Raw genomic sequence first — 21,993 nt, 5'->3', positions numbered from 1 at the left:
GCATTATGCAGTGGCACCGTTTGCGGTTCCCGATCAAGCTGACTTTTGCCATTGTGCTGTCTTTGCTAATCGGTTTTCACTTCAATCTTGAGACGCCTCGCTGGGCGGTAATGACCGCCTGCATCGTGGCAGGCGGAACGGCGTTTGCTGCCGGTGGCGATCCGTTCTCCGGCGCGCTTCGCCACCGCGGCATGTTGCGTATCATCGGCACCTTCCTGGGGTGTATTGCGGCACTGACCATCATGATCGCCACCATCAGGGCACCGGCGTTAATGATGCTGCTTTGCTGCATGTGGGCCGGACTCTGCGTCTGGCTCTCTTCCCTGATCAAAATTGAAAACTCCTATGCGCTGGGTCTGGCGGGTTACACCGCGCTGATCATTGTGGTCAGTGGGGATGCGAACGGCTCGGTGCTGCTGGCTCCGCAGTTTGCGGTGGAACGCTGTAGCGAAATCATCATCGGGATTGTCTGCGCCATCCTCGCCGATATGCTGTTTTCGCCGCGCTCGGTGAAGCAGGACATTGACCGGGAAATTGATGCCCTGCTGGGGGATCAGTACAAGCTGATGCAGCTTTGTGTCGCGCACGGCGACAAGGAAGAAGTCGACAGGCTGTGGACCAACCTGGTTCGCCGCACCACGGCGCTGAACGGCATGCGGGGTAACCTGATGATGGAGTCCAGCCGCTGGCAGAAAATCGATGAGCGCATGCGTGCACTGAATACCCTTTCGCTGGCGCTGATTACCCAGGCCGCCGAAACCTATCTGATCCAGGACAGCCGAAAAGAGTATGTCCCGCCGCAGTTCCATATCTTCTTTGATAAATCGGTAGAAAACATCGGTGACATCCACAAGCGGATGAAGATTATGCGCCGGGTTATCACCACCAGTGGCAGCAAAAACACGCCGGTTACGTTGCAGAACTGGGTAGTCGCCGCCACGCGCTACCTGTTGTTGTTAAAAGGCATCCATACCAATAGCAGCATCAGCCGTATCGAGCGGGAAGTGCTGAAGGATGAGCCGGTGGTGAAGATGCGTTCGGCCGAATCCCGCCATGCGATGATCAACGGTATCAGGACGTTTGTGGCCACCGCAGTCGGCTCTCTTTTCTGGCTGTGGACCGGCTGGGCTTCCGGAAGCGGCGCGATGGTCATGCTGGCGGTGATCACCGCACTGGCGATGCGTATGCCGAATCCCCTGATGATGGCGAAGGATTTCCTCTACGGCATGATCGTGGCGATCCCGCTCGGATCGCTCTATTACATGGTGATCATGCCGTCAACCCAGCAAAGTATGCTGCTGTTATGCATCTCGCTGGGTGTGATGGCATTTATCGGTGGAATACTGATCCAGCGGCGGCAGATTGGTACTTTGGGTGGCCTGGTCGGCACCATCAACATTATTACCCTGGATAACCCGATGACCTTTAACGTCACCGCGTTTCTGGATAACGCGTTGGGGCAGGCTATCGGCTGCTTCCTCGCGCTGCTGGTGATCCTGTTGATCCGGGACACGTCGAAAGCCCGCACCGGCCGCATTTTGCTGAATCGCTTTATGTATGCCGCGGTGGCCGCCATGAGTACCAATCAGGCTCGCCGTCGTGAGAATCATCTGCCGGCGCTGTATCACCAGCTCTTTATGTTGCTGAACATTTTCCCTGGTGATATCGATAAATTCCGCATTGCCCTGACGTTGATCATCGGGCACCAGCGTTTGCGGGATGCAGATATCCCGGTTAATGAGGATTTATCGGCTTACCATAAACAGCTGCGGCATACCGCCGATCAGGTCATTGCCGCAAGAACCGATGCAAAACGTCATCGTTACTTCGAGCAGCTGCTGGCCGAGCTGGACACTTATCAGGGCAAGCTGGTGCATTATGACGCGCCGCTGAACGTAACCGAGCCGGTCAAAAGGCTGGCGAATACGCTGAAAAAGTACCAGAACACCCTCATCCAAATCTGACTTTACGCTGATACTGCCCGGTATCAGCGCTTTCCCATTCACGTTTCTCTCCGACGGGTTCATACAGGGATAAAGTGTGCCATCTATACTTATTCCATCAGGATGGCAAACCCCTCAGGAGAACACGATGAGCACCTCATTACTTCAGGATCACGAACTGTTCCAGACCGGCTATTTTTGTGATGGCAAATGGCTGCGTACCGCTGCCACCTTCGATGTACTGAATCCGGCAACGGGTGAAGTGGTAGCCCAGGTCGCCAAAGCCGGTAAAAGCGAAACAGAGCAGGCGATCGCGGCTGCAGAGAAGGCTTTCCCCGCCTGGCGTGCTAAAACGGCCAAAGAGCGCAGCGAAATCCTCAACCGCTGGTATCAGCTGATGATCGACAACAAAGCCTGGCTCGGGAAGTTAATGACCGCCGAACAGGGCAAACCGCTGAAGGAAGCTGAAGGCGAAGTGGAGTATGCCGCCAGCTTCATTCAATGGTTTGCTGAACAGGCCAAGCGCGCTAACGGCGAGATCATTCCTCCTGCCAAAGCCGGCTCGCGGATCCTGGCCACGCGGGAACCGATTGGGGTGGTGGCCGCGATCACACCGTGGAATTTCCCCATGGCAATGTTGACCCGCAAACTTGGTCCTGCACTGGCAGCAGGCTGTACCGGCATTATCAAACCCGCCAACAACACCCCACTTTCAGCCTTTGCGCTGCTGGCACTGGCGAAGAAAGCCGGTGTACCCGATGGTGTCCTCAATGCCGTCGCAGGCGACACCCATGCAATCAGCGATGCCATTATGGCCAGCAAGGCGGTTCGGAAGATCTCGTTTACCGGCTCGACCGCCGTCGGCAAGTTGTTGATGCGAAATGCCGCAGAGACGATGAAAAAGGTCTCGATGGAACTGGGCGGTAACGCACCCTATATCGTGTTTGACGATGCCGATATTGATGCCGCGGTGAAAGGCGCCATCGCCAATAAATTCCGTAACGCTGGCCAGGTTTGCGTCAGCGTGAACCGCTTCTATATCCACAACCGCGTTTATGACCGCTTCGTGAGCCAGCTGGCTGAAGAGGTGAAGAAACTGAAGGTCGGTAATGGCATGGAAGAAGGGGTGATCGTCGGGCCGCTGATAGAGGCTTCTGCGCTGGAGAAAGTGGAAGAACACGTCAAGGATGCGGTCGCCCACGGAGGCAAGATTGTTACTGGCGGTGCCCGCCATGTTCTGGGTGGCAATTTCTGGCAGCCCACGGTGATAGCCGAAGCCAACGAGAAGATGAAGCTGGCAGAAGAAGAGACCTTTGGCCCCGTGGCTGCCTGCTTCCGTTTTGATGAGGAAGACGAGGTTATTCGTCGGGCAAATGATACCGAGTTCGGGCTGGCTGCGTATTTTTATACGCAAAACCTTCAGCGTGTGTTCCGCGTGTCGGCGGCACTGGAGAGTGGCATGGTCGGCATTAACGAGTGTGCCGTCTCGACGGAGCTGGCACCTTTCGGCGGCGTAAAAGAATCTGGCCTAGGACGTGAAGGTTCGGTGCTGGGACTGGAAGAGTTTTTAGAAGTGAAAGCCCTGCATATTGGGGGACTGTAACTCACCGGGCGGCAGTATGCCGCCCAACCGTGGGCCTCGTGGAGCGGCTAGCATGAGAACAGAGATTTTTGATTTTGATGAAATTGTCGATCAGGCACACTTCTACCGCCAGTTCAGCGAACGGTTTGCGCTGGCCGATCTGAATGTGAAGGATTTGGACAGCTTATGGGACGCGGTGACGCTGTTGCCATTACCCCTGGAAATTGAATTTGTACATTTGGGGAGCGGACAGAAGCGGCGTTATGGCGCGTTAATCCTGCTCTTTGATGAAGCAGAAGAGGAGCTGGAAGGGCAGCTCCGTTTTAACGTTCGCTAGTCAGCAGAAACAAAAAGGGCCCCGACAAGCGGGGCCAAAGGGTTCGTCATACTGACGAGGAATGTCTTACTGTAGCAGTGACAAGCCAGCGAGAGGGATTCGCGCGTTCGACAACACGCAGGTGCTGGCACCTTCTAATTTTTTGTACTTATCAGAATTTATTTATACAGCTCTGCGGTGGCGTGGTAGTTGCCATCGTTACGCGCTTCGATCACACGATAAGAGCTGGCACCTTGCTGATCCGCTTTCTGAGAAAGCTCATGACGGATATCGGTTGGCGCGCCATCAACACCACTGACACTAATGGTGCCCATTGACTGCAGGTTCTGCTCGCTTGCCTGCTGATCAGTTATCAGGTGAGCGGCGCTGGCGCCGAAAGAAAGAACTGAGGCCAGGCCGAGTACGGCGATTGCTAATTTAGTTTTCATGATAGATGCTCCACATAGGGTTGAGCGATAACCGAAAGGGCTAAAAAGCGTTTATTATTCTTGGGGTTACCGTTTTTATTTTGTCGTTAATACCGTATTTCCGGGTAATCTTTGCTTATTTGTAAAGCTCTGCAGTCGCGTGGTAGTTGCCGTTGTTGTACGCCTCGATAACACGGTAAGCACTTGCGCCCTGAGCGTCAGCTTTCGCATTCAGCTGCTGGCGGATGTCCATCGGTGAACCGGCAACGCCGCTTACGGAGATGGTGCCAACTGATTGCAGATTTTGCGCCTGATCCGCGTTAACAGATTCAGCTGCAAAAGCACCAAAAGAGAGAGCAGAAAGAACGGTTACAGCCGCAACAGTAGTTTTAATGTTCATGATTATTTCCTCGTAGTATGTTTTTATCTTTTTGTTTAGTGTGATTGTCATCACGAAAACAAGTATAGATCTAATAACGTAAAAAATTAATAGCGTGCTAATAATGTTTTGTTGGGATACTTTAACCGAAAACTGCATTTTAATAACCAGACGTTATAAAAAACGCTTATAAGTTGCCCTATCCATGTTAAATACATGTAAAAACATAGGGATATGTGACTTTAGCCATTCGTGCGCTTATTTGTGGTGGATCACACCATGAGACGAGAGTATCTGGTTTTTCTGCCTGACATGTCGCCCGCGAGGCAGTGCATCATGCTTATTAGTGGGGCGTGGAAGGGCAGAAAAGCAAAAGCCGGCAGGCGCCGGCTCTAAGAAAAGATGATGATACGGGGTGGTTAGCCTTAGGTTAAAAATCAGGCGTTAATTGCTGCTGCTTATAACTCTTGCTCGAAGAGGATCAGGATCGCTTCGAACAGCTGCTTTACCGTAAAGGCGCGGGCAGGGGTAATAAAGATGGTGTCATCGCCGGCAATGGTGCCAAGGATCCCTTCAGCTTTGCCGAGGGAATCCAGCAGGCGAGCGATAAGCTGCGCGGCACCCGGACTGGTATGGATTACCACCAACGCATCGTTGTAGTCGATATCCAGCACGAGGTTTTTAAGCGGGCTGGTGGTGGTCGGCACGCCCAGTTCCGCAGGCAGGCAATAGACCATTTCCATCTTGGCGTTGCGTGTGCGCACAGCACCAAACTTGGTCAACATGCGGGAGACTTTAGACTGATTGATATTGTCGAAGCCATCTTCCTGTAAAGCGGCGACGATCTCGCCCTGCGAGCTGAACTTCTCTTCCTTCAATAAAGCCTTAAAGGCTTTAATCAGGTCTTCCTGTTTTGATGGGTTACGCATAGGCTTCCGCTTAAGAGTCAGAAATAAAGGGGATTCCCTGATGGGACTGGCGGTGATTATGCAATTAAATGAATGGTTATGCAATAAGGCAGGGTGTTTTATGCGGGGGAGCGTTGAAGGGGCAACAGTATGCCAAACTTTTGATGGAAAAAAAATGCCCGCTCAGACAAGGATGTAGCGCAAAAAGTAAACGATTTGTTATTAAATTGATGTTGTTCTGCTTAGCGCTAAGGGTGTAATGTAAGGCCGAATCGTGCTGTTTGTCGCTGGCTACGAGCGGCCTTGCACCCTATGCGGTTAATCATTTGCTTCAGCGGTTTTGGGCGTGAGCGCTCAGATCGACATGAAAGCAATCGCAAAGCGCTGAAGGCTGGACTATGTTCATAACCAGATGGATTCACAGCACTTTACGCTCACTATAATAAGGAGTTCAGGATGAAAGTTGCAGTTCTCGGCGCAGCTGGCGGTATTGGCCAGGCTCTCGCACTTCTGCTAAAAACCCAGCTTCCGGCGGGTTCAGACCTCTCTCTGTACGACATCGCTCCCGTTACGCCTGGCGTAGCTGTTGATTTGAGCCATATCCCTACCGCAGTCAATATCAAAGGTTTCTGTGGCGAAGACGCAACGCCGGCGCTGAAAGGCGCTGACGTGGTCCTGATCTCCGCTGGCGTGGCGCGTAAGCCAGGCATGGATCGCTCCGATCTGTTCAATGTTAACGCCGGTATTGTTCGTAATCTGATTGAACAGGTTGCCAGCACCTGCCCTAAGGCGTTGATAGGTATCATCACTAACCCGGTTAACACCACGGTCGCGATTGCCGCGGAAGTGCTGAAAAAAGCCGGCGTTTACGATAAGAACAAACTGTTTGGCGTTACCACGCTGGATATCATCCGTTCCAACACCTTCGTCGCTGAGCTGAAGGGCAAAAATCCTGCCGAGCTGAACATCCCGGTAGTGGGTGGACACTCAGGCGTGACTATCTTGCCTCTGCTCTCCCAGATCCCAGGCGTCAGCTTCTCTGAACAGGAAGTGGCCGATCTGACGAAACGTATCCAGAACGCGGGTACTGAAGTGGTTGAGGCGAAAGCAGGTGGCGGATCCGCGACGCTGTCGATGGGCCAGGCTGCGGCCAAATTCGGTCTGTCGCTGGTACGCGCTCTGAACGGTGAAAGCAACGTTGTGGAATGTGCTTACGTTGAGGGAGATGGCGCACATGCTCGCTTCTTCTCACAACCGCTGCTGCTGGGTAAAAACGGCATCGTTGAGCGCAAACCAATCGGCACGCTGAGCGCTTTTGAGCAGAAGTCGTTGGACGGCATGTTTGATACGCTGAAGAAAGACATTACCTTGGGCGAAGAATTCGTTAAATAAGCCTGCTACAGGGCCAGCGCTGTCTGGCCCTGCATTCCATCACTTCCCGCTTAATTCCCCGGATATTCCAGCACGGTAATCGGCAGCGTCATTTTTTGATCGTTGCGAATAATCTCCACGTCAATGACGGTTCCTGGTCGAATCTCCGCAACCTGATCCATTGTTTCCACCGCCGAAATAGCCGGTTTATGGTTCACGTTGGTGATCACATCATTGATTTGCAGACCCGCTTTCGCTGCCGGGCCTCCCTGAGAAACATTGGTCACCACAATGCCCTGAATATGATCCAGGCTACTGTTTTGTCCGTGCATTTGCGGCACTTCACGGCCACTGATGCCGATGAACCCACGGATTACGCGACCATCGCGAATAAGCTTATCCATGATTTTCGCAGCCAGTGCCGTAGGGATGGCAAAGCCAATGCCTTCCGGCGTTTCACCGTCGTTACTCTTATCAAACGAAAGCGTATTGATTCCCATCAGTTCACCGAGAGAGTTAATCAAGGCGCCGCCCGAGTTCCCTTTGTTGATGGAAGCATCTGTCTGTAAGAAGTTCTGGTAGCGGGAAGGGCTCAGACCAACGCGGCCAGTGGCGCTGATAATCCCCTGGGTCACCGTCTGCCCAATATTGTACGGGTTGCCGATAGCCATCACTAAATCGCCGATATGGGCAATGCGCGCGGGATTGATTGGGATAACGGGTAGGCTGGACGCGGTGATCTTCAACACTGCAAGGTCGGTCAGGCTGTCCGAACCCACTAACATTGCCTCAAAGATGCGGCCATCTTGCAGCGCAACGATAATCTGCTCGGCATCGTTGATCACGTGTTTATTGGTGAGGATATAGCCACGCCCATCCATGATCACGCCAGATCCCAGCGTGCGGATTTCGAGGTTGTCAGCAGAAGCATTGGCACTGCGATTGTAGACATTCACTACCGCCGGGGCAGCCCGACGCACGGCAGAGTTGTAGCTGACAGGCGTTTCATTAGCGCTGTCATCTTTGTGCGAGAAAAAGTCACTGCCGATCCGCAATGCTGGCATGCCGGCCAGCAGCAAACCCGCAACTACAAGGCCAAGAAGCACTGAACGCAATAGTTTAGGAAACATGGCTTTAAATGGTGAGTGAATGAACGTTTGGCAGGATAGCATGAGTTAAGCGGACACGCAGGTGTCCGCTTCATGATTTAACGTAAAAGCAGATAGATACTCGCATCGCCACGGATCACGTTCAGCGCCAGCAGCGGTGGCTTGGCTTCCAGCAGCTTGCGCAGCTCGGCCAGATTAGCCACCTTGGTGCGGTTGAGGCCAATAATCACATCGCCTTTTTTCAGGCCATATTGCTCAGCGGGTGAGGCTTTGGTCACGTCATCCACTACCACGCCTTTGGTTCCGTCTTTCGCGGCGCCATCGATGAAGGTAGCACCTTGCAGAGCCGGAGTGGTCTGATCGGCCGTGGTCGAGGTTTGCGTACTGGCATCCAGTTTAACGGTAACGTTAACCGGCTTACCTTCACGGATCAGGCCGACCTTGACGTCTTTACCCGGTGCGGTAGTACCAATTTTCACCCGCAGGGCAGCGAAACTGTCGATCGGCTTGTCATCCAGACTGGTGATGATATCCCCGGCCTTGATGCCCGCTTTCGCCGCCGCAGAGCCTGGCAGCACTTCATTGACGAACGCGCCGCGCTGGGCATCCACATTGAAGGCTTTGGCCATATCCGCCGTCATCTCAGTGCCTTTAATACCCAACTGACCGCGGTTCACTTTGCCGAAATCAATCAGCTGCTGAGCCAGGTTCATCGCCATATTGCTTGGGATGGCAAAGCCAATGCCGATATTGCCCCCGGCGGAGGAGAGAATGGCGGTATTCAGGCCAATCAGTTCGCCATTCAGGTTCACTAGCGCGCCACCGGAGTTACCGCGGTTGATGGCGGCATCCGTCTGAATAAAGTTTTCCAGACCTTCAAGATTCAAGCCGCTGCGCCCCAGCGCAGAGACAATCCCTGAAGTGGCGGTCTGGCCAAGGCCAAATGGATTGCCAATGGCGACGGCAAAATCACCGACTTTAAGCTGATCGGAATCCGCCACTTTAATCTGCGTCAGGCCTTTTGCGCCGCTGATCTGGATCAGCGCGATGTCGGTTTGTTCATCGTGACCAATCAGTTTGGCATCAAATTCACGGCCATCACTCAGCTGGACACTGATTTTACTGGCGCCATTGACCACATGATTGTTGGTGAGCACATAGCCCTTATCGGCGTTGATCACCACGCCTGAAGCCAGACCTTCGAATGGCTGCGGCTGGGAATCACCGTCCTGGCCCTGACCAAAGAATTTTTTCAGCGGCTCAGGGATCTCCTGAGACTGCGCAGCCGTCTGGGTGCCTTCCACATGGACGCTAACGACCGCAGGAAGCACTTTTTCCAGCATTGGCGCCAGGCTTGGCAGCGGTTGCCCCTCAATTTGCGCGGGGAGCGTAGCCATCGCCTGGGGAGTAATGGTCAGATTCATGCCAATACTCAATGCCAATGCACTTAACAGTAAGGATTTGTTCTTCATCGCTAAGACGCTCTCGCTACAAAAGGTGGGGGGAACTCAGGTATTAACCTAAAACTCAGAGTGCAGATGTTGCTATGGCAAAAGAAAAAAAGGGCGCTGAGCGCCCTTCAATCATTCTGCTTATTTCTGTGCTGCACGGTCACCGCGAAGCAGGCCTGAAGCGCTGTCCGGGTAGTCACGTGGCATCTGAACCGGGACCTGATCGTTATCCGCTTCTGATTCAGTCAGCTGATAAGCAAACGGGTTTTTCTCACCCGGCAGGTTTGGCAGCAGGTCATTAGACCCTTTCGCCATATGCTGATACAGCTGGCGGTAATCGCGCGCCATGTTGTCCAGCAATTCAGCACTCTGTGCAAAGTGGCTGGTCAGCTCTTCACGATAGTCGGCCAGCTCTGCTTTCGTTTTTTCCAGTTCGTACTGCTGGCTCCGCTGTTCGCGAAGCTTTTTGTTGCCAAAACGCATGGCCGCCGCGCCGATGATTAATCCAACTACCAAGCCAATAAGCGCGTATTCCCAGGTCATAATAACTCCCGTGTTGTCTTCGTTGTTCCGTAAGGGCTACTGGCCAACGCCAGTTCACTACCTGCCACTATAACCGCTAATCTGATGGAAGTGGAATCCTGAGGCTGCATCGCTTAGTGTATAGCGGCCTTTTTTTCGACAATCAACCACCTGACGCACCGAATTTTTCAGGGAATGTGAATAAATTATGCAAACGATGTCTCCTCTGGCGCGATACCAGCAGGCGCTGGAAAAAGGCGAATTCCAGCCTGATGCAGTACAACTCGACGCCATGACGCGCCTTGACGGAATTTATCAGGCGCTGACTCGCGTTCAGCCGGTTTCTGCCCAGCCTGCGAAAGGACTTTTTGGCAAGTTGAACAAGCTGATGGGCAAAGGAAAAACCGAGGCGCCGGCGGCGGCCCGGGGCTTATATATGTGGGGCGGTGTCGGGCGTGGGAAAACCTGGCTGATGGATATGTTTTTTCAGGCAATTCCTGGAGAGCGTAAGCAGCGTCTGCACTTTCACCGCTTTATGTTACGCGTCCATCAGGAGCTGACTGAGCTTCAGGGACAAAGCGATCCGCTGCAAATTGTCGCCGATCGTTTCAAAAGCGAAACCGACCTGCTGTGCTTCGACGAATTCTTTGTGTCAGACATTACCGACGCGATGCTGTTGGGCACGCTGATGGAAGCGCTGTTCGCCAGAGGGATTACGCTGGTTGCGACCTCGAACATTCCGCCTGACGATCTCTATCGCAATGGCCTGCAGCGCGCGCGTTTTCTGCCCGCCATTGAAATGATTAAGCAGCATTGCGAAATCATGAACGTGGATGCCGGCATTGATTACCGCTTGCGCACGCTGACCTCAGCCCATCTGTGGATGACGCCATTAAATGACGACACCAGCAAAGAGATGGAGCGGATGTTCGTGGCGCTGGCTGGCGTCGCGCGCAGCGACAAACCGGTGCTGGAGATTAATCACCGTTCTCTGCCGACCCAGGGCATGGCGGAAGGCGTGGTGGCGATGGACTTTAAAACGCTGTGCGGTGAAGGGCGCAGTCAACATGACTACATCGAGCTGTCGCGCCGTTTTCACAGCGTATTGCTGTATAACGTGCCGGTGATGATCTACAAAACGGAGGACCAGGCGCGACGTTTTCTGGCATTGGGGGATGAGTTCTACGAGCGGCATGTTAAGCTAGTGGTCTCCGCCGAAGCCTCGCTGTTTGAGATATACCAAGGCGCGCGGCTGAAGTTCGAATACCAACGCTGCGTCTCCCGCTTGCAGGAGATGCAAAGCGAAGAGTACCTCCGGCTGGCGCATTTGCCCTGAAGCAAGCCAGGGCGGGGCACCGGGGTGCAATTATTGTAAGAAAAGGGTCGCGCTTTGTGGTCGACTTCTCTATAATCTTGCGACCCCACGTTACAACAAAGGTTTTTTTCCCAAAACTCTTTGTGTTCCAGTAACTCTATCCGAAGGGGTGGGCTTGCTGGTCAAGATGGTCGTGTGAGCCTCAACCGTTTATTCAAGCGTTTGGGATTTCACCAACGTGTAACTTAATTTGGGTAAGCTTTTAAATGAAAACTTTTACAGCTAAGCCAGAATCGGTCCAACGTGACTGGTTTGTTGTTGACGCAACTGGCAAAACTTTAGGTCGTTTAGCGACCGAACTGGCTCGTCGCCTGCGCGGTAAGCATAAAGCGGAATATACTCCGCACGTTGATACCGGTGATTATATTATCGTTCTTAACGCTGAGAAAGTTGCCGTAACCGGTAACAAGCGTACCGATAAGATTTATTACCATCACACCGGCTTTGTCGGTGGTATCAAGCAAGCGACCTTCGAAGAGATGATTGCTCGCCGTCCTGAGCGTGTGATTGAAATCGCGGTTAAGGGCATGCTGCCAAAGGGCCCGCTGGGTCGTGCTATGTACCGTAAACTGAAAGTTTACGCGGGCAACGAGCACAACCATGCGGCACAGCAACCGCAAGTTCTTGACATTTAATCGGGATTACAGGCAATGGCTGAGAATCAAAACTACGGCACTGGTCGCCGCAAAAGCTCTTCCGCACGCGTCTTTATCAAGCCGGGTAGCGGTAACATCGTTATTAACCAGCGTTCTTTAGAACAGTACTTCGGTCGCGAAACTGCCCGCATGGTAGTTCGTCAGCCGCTGGAACTGTTGGACATGGTTGGTAAATTCGATTTGTACATCACTGTTAAAGGTGGTGGTATCTCTGGTCAGGCTGGTGCGATCCGTCACGGTATCACACGCGCTCTGATGGAGTTTGACGAATCACTGCGTGGCGAACTGCGTAAAGCAGGCTTCGTGACTCGTGATGCTCGTCAGGTAGAACGTAAGAAAGTCGGCCTGCGTAAAGCACGTCGTCGTCCTCAGTTCTCCAAGCGTTAATTTATTCTGCCTCGGCAGAGTCGATTATCGAAAAACCCGGTGCTTGCACCGGGTTTTTTCTTTTCCGCCATCGGCATAATGATGGAAATCGCGACGGGGTTTACCCTTTTCCCGTCAAATCCGCGTTCCCGCCCCCACAAGCTGTCTAAAATCTGGTAAACTGTGTGTCACTTTGCACGCATTAGCAGAGCATTGATGCATGAAATCCTCAGTGGATGCTGGTTCGGCTTCACATCATGCTAATGGCACTCTATTAAGCAGGTTAGTCGCCACCTGGCGGGCTTGCGCAGTAATTTTCTGGATAAACTTGGAGGTTTACATGGCTGTCGCTGCCAACAAACGTTCGGTAATGACGCTGTTTTCTGGTCCTACTGACATTTTTAGCCACCAGGTTCGTATCGTGCTGGCGGAGAAGGGTGTTAGCGTAGAGATCGAGCAGGTAGAAATGGATAGCCTGCCCCAGGATCTGATTGACCTCAATCCGTACCGTACCGTCCCAACGCTGGTTGATCGTGAACTGACGTTGTACGAATCCCGTATCATCATGGAATACCTTGATGAGCGCTTCCCGCAACCACCATTGATGCCGGTTTACCCGGTTGCCCGTGGTGAAAGCCGTCTGATGATGCACCGCGTGGAGCAAGACTGGTACAGCCTGATGCGTAAGGTCGAGAGCGGCACGGCGCAGGAAGCAGAAGCCGCGCGTAAGCAGCTGCGTGAAGAGCTGCTGGCGATCGCCCCTCTGTTTGCCCGTACCCCGTTCTTTATGAGCGAAGAGTTCAGCCTGGTTGATTGCTACCTGGCACCGCTGCTGTGGCGTTTGCCGCAGATGGGCATTGAGCTGGTCGGCGCAGGTTCTAAAGAGCTGAAAGGCTATATGACGCGTGTCTTCGAGCGTGATTCCTTCCTGGCTTCCCTGACGGAAGCGGAACGTGAAATGCGCCTGCAAACACGGGGCTGATTACGATGGAAATGTCGCAACTTACCGCTCGTCGCCCGTACCTTCTGCGGGCGTTCTATGACTGGCTGCTGGACAACCAGCTAACCCCGCACCTGGTCGTGGATATCAATCTGCCAGGTGTGATGGTGCCTCTTGAGTATGCGCGTGATGGTCAGATCGTTCTGAACATCGCTCCGCGTGCGGTCGGCAACCTGGAACTGGGTAATGATGAGGTGACTTTCAACGCCCGCTTTGGCGGCGTGCCTCGTCAGGTTACGGTTCCTCTGGCGGCAGTGATGGCTATTTATGCACGTGAAAACGGTGCAGGTACGATGTTTGAGCCTGAGCCGGTTTACGAAGAAGCCGGGGAATATAACCCGGATTCAGAGCAGAACGACACGCCAGAAACGGTGATGTCTGTTATCGACGGCGATCGCCCGGATGACAGCGTGCAGAACGATGATGACAATCCGGACAACGACCCGCCACCGCGCGGTGGTCGACCGGCGTTACGCGTCGTGAAATAAAAAACGGGCCTTTCGGCCCGTTTTTTTATCGCTGAGATTAGTAAACATCTCGCAGGTAACGTTTTTCTTTTTTGAGCTGGTCAACATAGTCGGCCGCGCGCTCTACAGACATCCCACCGAACTGAGTAATCACCTCATACAAGGCTTTATCCCCGTCCTTCGCCATGCGTGATGCATCACCACAGACATAGAAGTAGGCGCCTTGTTCCAGCCAGGCAAACAGCTCTGCACCTTGCTCAAGCATGCGACTCTGTACGTAGATTTTCTTCGACTGGTCGCGGGAGAAGGCCAAATCCAGACGCGTCAGTAAGCCGTTTTCCTGCCAGCCCAGCAATTCGTCTTTATAGATAAAGTCGTGTTCCTGATGCTGGTCACCAAAGAACAGCCAGTTTTTGCCTTTCGCGCTGGCAGCCTGACGTTCCTGCAGGAAGGCGCGGAATGGTGCGATACCGGTCCCCGGACCAATCATAATCAATGGCGCATCGTTGTTCGCCGGCACGCGGAACGCTTTGTTCGGCGAAATAAAAATAGCCGGTTTTTCACCGCGACCGACACGCTCCGCCAGGTAAGCAGAGCATACGCCGCTACGTGGGCGGCCAGTGCTGTGGTAACGCAGCGTGGCAATAGTCAGGTGAACCTGATTTGGGTACGCCTTCGAGCTTGAAGAGATGGAATAAGCACGGTGCTGTAATGGACGCAGCAGCGCAACGAACTCTGGAATGCTCAGCGAGCGGGTCAGCTCAAGTTGCAGCAGGTCCAGCGTGTCTTTGCCCCACAACCAGACGCCAAGCGCGTCCTTGTCGTCATGCTGCAGAACGTGGCGCAGTTCCTGGTTAGTGGTGTTCTGGCCAACCCATTCAATCAGCTTACGCGAAGGTTCAGAGATCTCGAATTGATAGGTCAGCAGATCGCCCAGCGTTCTGTCGAAGCCTGAAACCGGCGTATCGTAATCCGAGTTCAGCTGAGTCAGCAGCAGTTTCACCAGCGAAGGGTCGTTGACCGGGATCACGCCCAGCGCATCCCCGGCTTCGTACTTCAGCCCGCTGTCGGTCAAATCGAATTCGAAGTGACGGATATCTTTGCCTGATTCATCACCAGAAAGACGCTTATTGGTGATCAGTGCCGCGGCATAAGGATTCTGCTTGTTGCTGCCAGGGATCACCGGGGCTTCCGGTAAATTCTCCAGCGCGGTACCGCTACTGCCGGCACTGGCGGCAAACTGTGGCATAGAGGTAGAGATCCACTGATTAGAAGGCTCTTCGTAATCAATGTCGCAATCAATACGGTCGCTGACGCGTTTCGCGCCGAGCTGCTCAAGGCGCATATCGATGAATTTACCGGCCTGGCAGAAGCCATCATAGCCGGTATCACCGATAGCCAGTACGGCAAAGTGCATCTGCTCCAGACGCGGGGCGGTGCTGGCAGAAATGGCCTGCCAGAACAGCTGGGCGTTATCAGGCATTTCGCCTTCGCCGTAGGTTGAGGTGATCACCAGCACGTGACGCATGGTCGCGAACACGTCGATATCCACTTCACCCAGGCCCTGCACCACAGGCACCAGACCCTGAGCACGGGCAGCTTTCGCTGCGCTCTGTGCCAGCGCTTCGGCATTACCGGTCTGCGAGCCAAACAGGATATGCAACTGCGTGGTTGCCGCAGAACTGGTACCGCTGGCAGCCTGCTTGCTGTCTTCCAGTACCAGCAGGCGTGAGTGTAGCCCGGCGAGAAACCCCGCCAGCCAGTATTTCTGGTCGCCATTGAATGGCGCGTCTTCAGGAATGTAAGGAATTTTCATGGGTTATCTGTACTCAATCCCGTTTCGTCGTGTTCAGTAGATAGTCACATTCAGTCCGGTAAACCGTCAGGATAATTTCCCGACGGCTGCAGCGATTTCAGGCAGTGCGGCGCGAGCAAACAGCTCTTCGAAGTCAGGCAGTCCGCCCAGCACTTCTCTGTTACGCGCATCCTGATAAATGATCCAACCATAAGTCGCCAGGCTGTCCATCGAGCGGATGTTACGTTGCGTCAGGGCAGCCTTGTAGTCCGCCATACGTTTGGCTGCAATCAGGCAGGCCAGTTCATCATCACTGTAATTTTCAATCGCTGAACGTGCGTGACGCTGCAGCTTACTGATCAGTGCGAAGTCCTCTGTCATTAACAGGTTACGTACGGCTTTTTCTACCGCGGCATCTTCTACCGGCGTACCTTTCGGCAGGCGGGAGAGCGCCAACTGCTGTGCAAAGCTGAGCACGGTATAGTTGTTCAGCAGCACAAACATATCTTGCGTGTCAGTTGCACCGTATTCAGGTACCACTCCATTGGCAATCGTTTTCTTGCTGCGCCAGGCCGCTTTGAACTTGGCAACCTGATGGCTTGCCAGCGCGGTTGAAAGCTCTTCCAGCAGATCCTTACGGGTTTTGGCCTTCAGGATCTCGGTGCTTTCCTGGTACAACAGCAGGGAGCGCGGCATCACAAAGACAAAGTGCTGGCACTCGGTTTCCCAGTGCTCAAGCAGCCAGGCTGCACGAGGTGAATGGGTCGCTTCCAGATGCCAGTTCAGCATCGTCAGCACCGCGTCCTTGTGCACGCGCGCCATTTCGTTGTCGTCAGCGATGCAGCCAAACAGCACGGAGTCTCCGGCTGCTGAACCTGCCAGCGTGCCGTACGGGTCGTACTGGTAAGCAAAGCCACCGCTCATGCCGTTACCGAAACCGGTGCCGTAAGTGCCCAGGTTCAGGATCGCGCCATTGGTCATATATTCACAGCAGAAATCGCCAACGCCTTCAACCACGGCCGTTGCACCTGAGTTACGGACTGCGAAGCGGTCACCCGCCTGGCCCTGCACAAACAGGCGTCCACCGGTAGCGCCAAACAGCGCGAAGTTACCGATCAACACGTTGCCTTCAGCATCCTGCGAGCCGCCGCCAGGCGACATCACCACAATTTCGCCACCGCACTGGCCTTTACCGACGCCATCGTTACAGGTGCCGTAATGCTTCAGCTGCATACCGTCGTTGCAGAATACGCCGAAGGACTGACCGGCCGATCCTGAGGTAGAGATATTGACGGTATTGGGTGCCAGATAACGGCGTCCGCGATCGTCCAGCAATGCTGCAGGGATTTTGCTCAGCTGAGCAGCATCCAGCGTGTGGTTCAGCAGGCGCTCGATATCGATGGCCAACTGTCCGCCAACGCTTTTGTTGCGGTTGTTCAGGGTGATGCCATTGCCGAACTGAATATCGGTTTGGCCCTGATCGACCAGCTCCAGTTTCAGCTGATCGACCCAGCCGTTGTCCAGCTCGAAATCTTTTTCCAGATAGACCGGACGGGCGATTTTCAGTTCGGGTACCACGGTCAGCATGGCACGGAAGTCCAGCTTGCCGACTTCCAGTGGGTGATCCATCAGGTGCAGCAGGTCAGAGCGACCGCGCGCTTCACGCAGCGAACGCAGGCCAAGGCGCGCCAGAATCTCACGCACTTCATGCGCGACGTTCATAAAGTACTGCGCCAGCTGACGGGGATCGCCATCAAAGGCTTCGGCATTGGTGGTCAGGCCGGCCGGGCATTTCACGTTACAGTTTTTTGCCATCACGCATTTCAGCATCATCAGCGCGGTGGTGCCGAATTCGAAGCTGTCGCCACCCAACAGGGCAGATTTCACGACGTCGCTGCCCGTTTGCTGCGCGCCTGAACAGCGAAGCAGAACTTTTTCACGCAGGCCGTTAGCGCACAGCGCCTGATGCACTTCGGCAATGCCGATTTCCGCCACGCGTCCGGTGTATTTCAGGCTGGTAACCGAAGCCGCACCGGTACCACCGGTGTTGCCCGCGACGTTGATAACGTCCGCACCGGCTTTTGCCACGCCGACGGCGATGGTGCCAATGCCTTCAGAGGAAACCAGTTTAACGATGACGCGCACGCGAGCTGCTTTGCAGTCGTGGATCAACTGCGCCAGATCCTCAATCGAGTAGGTGTCGTGATGCGGAGGAGGGGAAACCAGCTCCACGCCAGGCGTACCGCCACGGGCCGCAGCAATTTCAACCGTGACTTTCGCCGCAGGCAGCTGACCGCCCTCGCCAGGTTTCGCGCCCTGACCGATTTTAATCTCCAGCTCTTCCAGCATCGGGTCCGCAAGGTACGCAGCCCACACGCCAAAGCGACCGGAAGCCAGCTGCTTAATGCGTGATGCACGGATAGTGCCGTGACGGGAATAGTGCTCGCCACCCTCACCACAGTTGCTCATGCCACCAACCATGTTGGTGCCGTGTGCCACCGCTTCGTGAGCCGGCGCAACCAGCGCACCGTGGCTCATCGCACCGGAAGCAAAGGTGCGGGTGATTTCGCTGGCAGGCTGAATTTCGTTCAGCGGCAGAGAAGGGGCCGAGGTGAAGATGCGTGACAGGTACTCAGCCGCTTTGCCGGTTGCGGCAAGCTGCAGGCCACCAGCCACAATCTCACTTTCGCCGATCTCATCGGTGAAACGGGTTTTCAGTGCGCTGAACAGTGCCGCAAGGCGCTCGTTCTCTGGCTTCAGACCAACAATGCTGTCGGTCAGGCGCAGCGTGAAGTGACCTTCACGGCCTTCGGTGGCTTCACATGCCAGACCACGGGTCGCAAAACCATTATTAGTTAACGAGTAGCGACCCAGTTTACGGGCAAACTCTGCCTGGCTGTCGACGTGGGTCAGATCGGCCGGGAAGGTCAGAATGTCACGCAGCGCCGCCGGGCGACGTTTACGTTCCTGCAGCATCAGGCTGGAGAATTCGCGATAGTCCGGCGTGATGGTGAAGTTATCAATCACGTCATTTGGGATACGTTCAAAGCTGGTGTCCGCAAAAGCGCTGGGTTTGATATTGAAGGCATTATCCAGTTTCGCCAGCGTCAGCAAACGGATGAACTGATCTTCATCGCGTGGCTTATCAGCAAAACGGATCGGCTGCTCTGTCATATCAATAAAGGTACGCACAGCAATGGTACCGTAGGAGTGACCGGCACCTTCCGCACGCTCTTTAAACAGACCCAACAACGGCACTTCTGACTCACCCTGAATTTTCAGGGCGCTCTGGTGCCAGTCCACGGCCATCTGCGCGATCGTGGCAAAGCCAGCGCCGCCGACCGGGGTTTTAATGTTCGGGAAGTACTTTCTCAGTACCGGATCGTCTGTATTAAGGAAGTTTGGCTCGAAGAACTCACCGCAGCTGTAGCTTTCAACGGTACAAAGGCCGACTTTACCCATGGTTTTCATCAGGGCTTTTTCAGCAGCTTTGGCATAGCGTTTGAATGCTTTATTGCCTTCTTCGCCTTCGCCGTACTTCTCTTCTGCGCGCATTTGCACGCCGAGAGGGTAAACGGCCGACGCGCCGAAACCGAGGGTTGCCGCGATATGGTGCGAGGAGATGCTCTGGCCGCTTTCAACCACCAAAGAAACGTCCAGACGCAAGCCTTCCTGAACCAGGCGCTGGTTAATGGCAGACACCATCAACAGCATCGGAATACCGGCACGGGTAGAAGAGATATGACGGTCAGTCAGAACCGCGATACCGCCTTGCTCACGGGCAAAGTCGACAACCTGCTGAGCAAGGTCATCAATGGCTTTTTCCAGGGCGTTGGCATTGTCGATACGGTTCTGTGGCTCGGTGCCCACCACCGGGATGTAAAGCATATCGAAACGCGCATAAGGGGCGACATTCTGCTCACGCAGCTGCAGCATATCCAGATGCGTCAGGATCGGGGTCGGCACGATAATCTGACGGCCTTTGCTGCGGCCCAGATGCGGCTTAGCACCCAGCGCAACGCGCAAGGTCATGCCGTCAACTTCACGGATCGAGTCTAACGGTGGGTTAGTTACCTGAGCAAAGCGCTGAGAGAAGTAGTGCGCCATCCCGCCTTCATGATCGGACAGACCGTTGATCGCGTTGCCGTAACCCATGGCAGAAATTTTCTCTGCGCCGGTGTTCAGCATCGGGTCCATCATGAATTTGAAGCTTTCCTGGTTGTAGTAGTAAGCCACAAACCGTTGATAAGTTTTCAGGTCACCACTGTAGCGCAGCGGTGAACCTTGCTCTTCAGCAGGAACCACAGGCAATTCTTCCAGCATGACACGGGCCTGTTCAACCAGTGCCGGGTAGTCTTTTTCAGCAGCCAGTTTTTCCAGCGCTTCCAGCGTGGTGTAGCTGCGCTTTTCGCTGTGATCGTAATACAGCATGCCGCCCGCTTCGATACGGCCACGGCGTAATACGCTTTCCGGTGGGAAGGCGATCTGACCGGCTTCTGACATCGCACCGATATACTCGGCGGTTTCCACAGAGCGCAGTGGGCGCAGGCCCAGACGGTCCAGACGCGCGCCAATCACTTCACCGTTACCAAAGATCAGCGCGGCCGGGCCATCGTTTTTCTCTTCATATAAAGAGAAGTACTCCAGCATCGCGCGGACTTCGGTCGACAGGGTGAGATCGTTTTCCCACGCCGGCGGCATCATCGACACCACGGCATTGATCAGGTCGAGGTTATCTTCCATCAGGCGGCTCTGGATACTCTGATCCAGACGCGAGCTGTCGGACTGTCCTTTCGGGCGAACAATTTTCTTGCCGCGAGCCAGCGCCAGCGCAGACTCAGCAATACGGTTTTTACGGTCGGTGTTCAGCTCGCCGTTGTGGGCCATCAGCCGGAAAGGCTGCGCCATGGTGGTGTGCGGATCGGTGTTGGTTGAGAAGCGGGTATGGAAGAACAACCCACGCACCTGATGATCCGGATCGGTCAGATCCTTGAAGTAAGGGATCACTTCATTGGAATTCAGACGGGCCTTCAGAACCTGAGTGCGCGAAGAAAGCGACAGCGGATAGAGCCCGCCAAACTGGCTTTCGGTAAAGGCGCGCGCTTCGATGTCCAGCAAGGCACGGTAGATACGTTTTTCGAATTCGTTTTGCGTGTCGACATCCTGCGGGGCAGTAAACACCCACTGGACGATAGGCAACTGGAAAGAGAGCGCAGCAGGACGCAGCACGCTACCATCGAGTGGCAGGTCGCGCTTCAGCAGAACAGGCAGGCCATAGGCTGCAAGCGTATCTTCAACCAGACGTTCCGCATTGGCGCGCAGTTCAACGTCTTTAGGCACGAAGAAGTTGCCGACGCCAAAGCGACCCGCTTCAAGCTGTTGGCCGGTAATTTTGCGGAAGAAGTGCAAAGAGATGTCCACGTTGACGCCAGCACCGTCACCGACGCCTTCCGCCGACATACCCCCGCGATGAGGTACCGTGCACAAGGCGCTATGGGCCATCTGCAGGATCTCATGAGTTTGCTCGCCGTCCTTACGCGTCAGAAAACCTACGCCACAGCTATCGCTGTCTCTTGAAGGATCGTACAAGCCATAGGGAAAAGGTTTTGTGTTGGACATCGGAGGCCTCCTCAACTTCTTTGTGACATTACCTATAGTGTTTCAAGCACAGAGTGCATCTGAGGAGTCTATCTCAGGCTCTGTCTCATTTTTCCTGACCGCTTAATGCGCACGCCGTTACCCCGAGCGTTACCTCTCCAGACTTTTTTCCTGACGTCCTTGAAGGGGGGCTGCTCTCAAATTTCCGAATCTCTTAAAGGGAGATAACTTGCATCACGAGGGAGTCTTCTTGCTGCATAGATATGCCGAGACACTGGCCCGTCGGGAAAGCTTCCAGCGGATTTCCAACTTATCGGGAAAGCGTACTCAGGTCAAATAGCGTTCTTACTGAGGCTTTTGCGACCTTATGACAGCTCAGGCTATTGATATGTAAGGATTTGTCGCCGTTTTTTCTACTAAACCCTGCAAGGCAAAGACCGCAATAAGTGTGAGCTGTCTCACTGTAGTGCAGGCGCCATATCTCTGCACCATGCTGGTGCTGGGGTTATTGGTAGGAGAATGTTCTGACAATTATACGCTATTTACTGAAAAATACTGTTTTTATCCCGTACGCTTATTTGAATTAAACAGCCGCCCATCATTAGTAAAATTAATCATCATCGCAATGAGTAAGTTCTCACTTAATGTGAATTGTTATTCGATAGGGTAATGGGTTAAGAGCGCAAAGATCTCACTATCACTATGAATTAGCCAGTTCAGTGAGGAA

At 54.1% G+C, this 21,993-nt stretch carries 17 protein-coding genes; 9 read left to right on the top strand and 8 right to left on the bottom strand.

The features are described from left to right. Positions 1 to 5 precede the first annotated feature (5 nt). From aaeB to E2F51_RS04630, 3 genes are all read left to right on the top strand, one after another. Complete coding sequence (gene aaeB / locus E2F51_RS04640; RefSeq protein ID WP_134822868.1) at positions 6 to 1,964, top strand: p-hydroxybenzoic acid efflux pump subunit AaeB; 1,959 nt, start codon at positions 6 to 8, stop codon at positions 1,962 to 1,964. 127 nt (positions 1,965 to 2,091) lie between these two features. Then, the gene (locus E2F51_RS04635; RefSeq protein ID WP_134822867.1) at positions 2,092 to 3,546 is read left to right on the top strand and encodes an NAD-dependent succinate-semialdehyde dehydrogenase; all 1,455 of its coding nucleotides are present in this window, start codon (positions 2,092 to 2,094) and stop codon (positions 3,544 to 3,546) included. 52 nt (positions 3,547 to 3,598) lie between these two features. Next, on the top strand, positions 3,599 to 3,862 hold the full coding sequence (locus tag E2F51_RS04630) for a barstar family protein (protein ID WP_013204075.1): 264 nt from the start codon (positions 3,599 to 3,601) through the stop codon (positions 3,860 to 3,862). A 158-nt stretch (positions 3,863 to 4,020) separates the two neighbouring features. Here E2F51_RS04630 and yhcN (E2F51_RS04625) read toward each other — a convergent pair whose 3' ends face one another. The 3 genes from yhcN (E2F51_RS04625) to argR form a co-directional block, all read right to left on the bottom strand. Then, complete coding sequence (yhcN, locus tag E2F51_RS04625; RefSeq protein ID WP_013204074.1) at positions 4,021 to 4,290, bottom strand: peroxide/acid stress response protein YhcN; 270 nt, start codon at positions 4,288 to 4,290, stop codon at positions 4,021 to 4,023. A gap of 115 nt (positions 4,291 to 4,405) precedes the next feature. After that, on the bottom strand, positions 4,406 to 4,669 hold the full coding sequence (yhcN, locus tag E2F51_RS04620) for a peroxide/acid stress response protein YhcN (protein WP_013204073.1): 264 nt from the start codon (positions 4,667 to 4,669) through the stop codon (positions 4,406 to 4,408). Between the two features lie 437 nt (positions 4,670 to 5,106). After that, a complete protein-coding gene (gene argR / locus E2F51_RS04615) occupies positions 5,107 to 5,577 on the bottom strand; it encodes a transcriptional regulator ArgR (protein WP_013204072.1) in 471 nt (156 codons plus the stop codon). 435 nt (positions 5,578 to 6,012) lie between these two features. Between argR and mdh the strand changes: the two genes are divergently transcribed. Further along, positions 6,013 to 6,948, top strand: a complete 936-nt coding sequence (gene mdh, locus E2F51_RS04610) for a malate dehydrogenase (RefSeq protein ID WP_134822866.1) — start codon at positions 6,013 to 6,015, stop codon at positions 6,946 to 6,948. Positions 6,949 to 6,998: 50 nt separating this feature from the next. Here the strand turns inward: mdh and degS are convergent, their stop codons facing one another. The 3 genes from degS to zapG all read right to left on the bottom strand — a co-directional run bounded on the left by degS (position 6,999) and on the right by zapG (position 10,030). Beyond that, positions 6,999 to 8,057, bottom strand: coding sequence for an outer membrane-stress sensor serine endopeptidase DegS (gene degS / locus E2F51_RS04605; protein WP_134822865.1), 1,059 nt, complete (start codon positions 8,055 to 8,057; stop codon positions 6,999 to 7,001). Between the two features lie 77 nt (positions 8,058 to 8,134). Next, the gene (degQ, locus tag E2F51_RS04600; RefSeq protein WP_013204069.1) at positions 8,135 to 9,508 is read right to left on the bottom strand and encodes a serine endoprotease DegQ; all 1,374 of its coding nucleotides are present in this window, start codon (positions 9,506 to 9,508) and stop codon (positions 8,135 to 8,137) included. Positions 9,509 to 9,628: 120 nt separating this feature from the next. Then, positions 9,629 to 10,030, bottom strand: a complete 402-nt coding sequence (zapG, locus tag E2F51_RS04595) for a Z-ring associated protein ZapG (RefSeq protein WP_013204068.1) — start codon at positions 10,028 to 10,030, stop codon at positions 9,629 to 9,631. A gap of 187 nt (positions 10,031 to 10,217) precedes the next feature. Here zapG and zapE point away from each other — a divergent pair, with 187 nt between their 5' ends. From zapE to sspB, 5 genes are all read left to right on the top strand, one after another. Then, positions 10,218 to 11,345 (top strand): cell division protein ZapE, encoded by a 1,128-nt coding sequence (zapE, locus tag E2F51_RS04590; RefSeq protein WP_134822864.1) that lies wholly within the window; start codon positions 10,218 to 10,220, stop codon positions 11,343 to 11,345. A gap of 245 nt (positions 11,346 to 11,590) precedes the next feature. After that, on the top strand, positions 11,591 to 12,019 hold the full coding sequence (gene rplM, locus E2F51_RS04585; RefSeq protein WP_013204066.1) for a 50S ribosomal protein L13: 429 nt from the start codon (positions 11,591 to 11,593) through the stop codon (positions 12,017 to 12,019). Positions 12,020 to 12,034: 15 nt separating this feature from the next. Continuing rightward, positions 12,035 to 12,427 carry a 30S ribosomal protein S9 gene (gene rpsI, locus E2F51_RS04580; protein ID WP_013204065.1) on the top strand — a complete coding sequence of 131 codons (393 nt, stop codon included), beginning with the start codon at positions 12,035 to 12,037 and terminating at the stop codon, positions 12,425 to 12,427. A gap of 319 nt (positions 12,428 to 12,746) precedes the next feature. Next, a complete protein-coding gene (gene sspA, locus E2F51_RS04575) occupies positions 12,747 to 13,388 on the top strand; it encodes a stringent starvation protein SspA (RefSeq protein WP_134822863.1) in 642 nt (213 codons plus the stop codon). Positions 13,389 to 13,393: 5 nt separating this feature from the next. Then, entirely contained in the window at positions 13,394 to 13,894 is a 501-nt protein-coding gene (gene sspB, locus E2F51_RS04570; protein WP_013204063.1) for a ClpXP protease specificity-enhancing factor, read from the top strand. A gap of 37 nt (positions 13,895 to 13,931) precedes the next feature. Here sspB and E2F51_RS04565 read toward each other — a convergent pair whose 3' ends face one another. Together E2F51_RS04565 and E2F51_RS04560 are read right to left on the bottom strand one after the other, a co-directional pair. Then, positions 13,932 to 15,689, bottom strand: coding sequence for a sulfite reductase subunit alpha (locus tag E2F51_RS04565; protein ID WP_134822862.1), 1,758 nt, complete (start codon positions 15,687 to 15,689; stop codon positions 13,932 to 13,934). A 66-nt stretch (positions 15,690 to 15,755) separates the two neighbouring features. Continuing rightward, positions 15,756 to 21,287, bottom strand: a complete 5,532-nt coding sequence (locus E2F51_RS04560) for a glutamate synthase-related protein (RefSeq protein WP_134822861.1) — start codon at positions 21,285 to 21,287, stop codon at positions 15,756 to 15,758. Positions 21,288 to 21,993: the final 706 nt, after the last annotated feature.

The organism is Erwinia sp. QL-Z3 (genome assembly GCF_004551645.1).
In the GTDB taxonomy this organism is placed as follows: Bacteria; Pseudomonadota; Gammaproteobacteria; order Enterobacterales; family Enterobacteriaceae; genus Erwinia; species Erwinia billingiae.
Note: the sequence above shows the minus strand (reverse complement) of the source record. Positions and strands in the feature narration are given on the sequence as shown.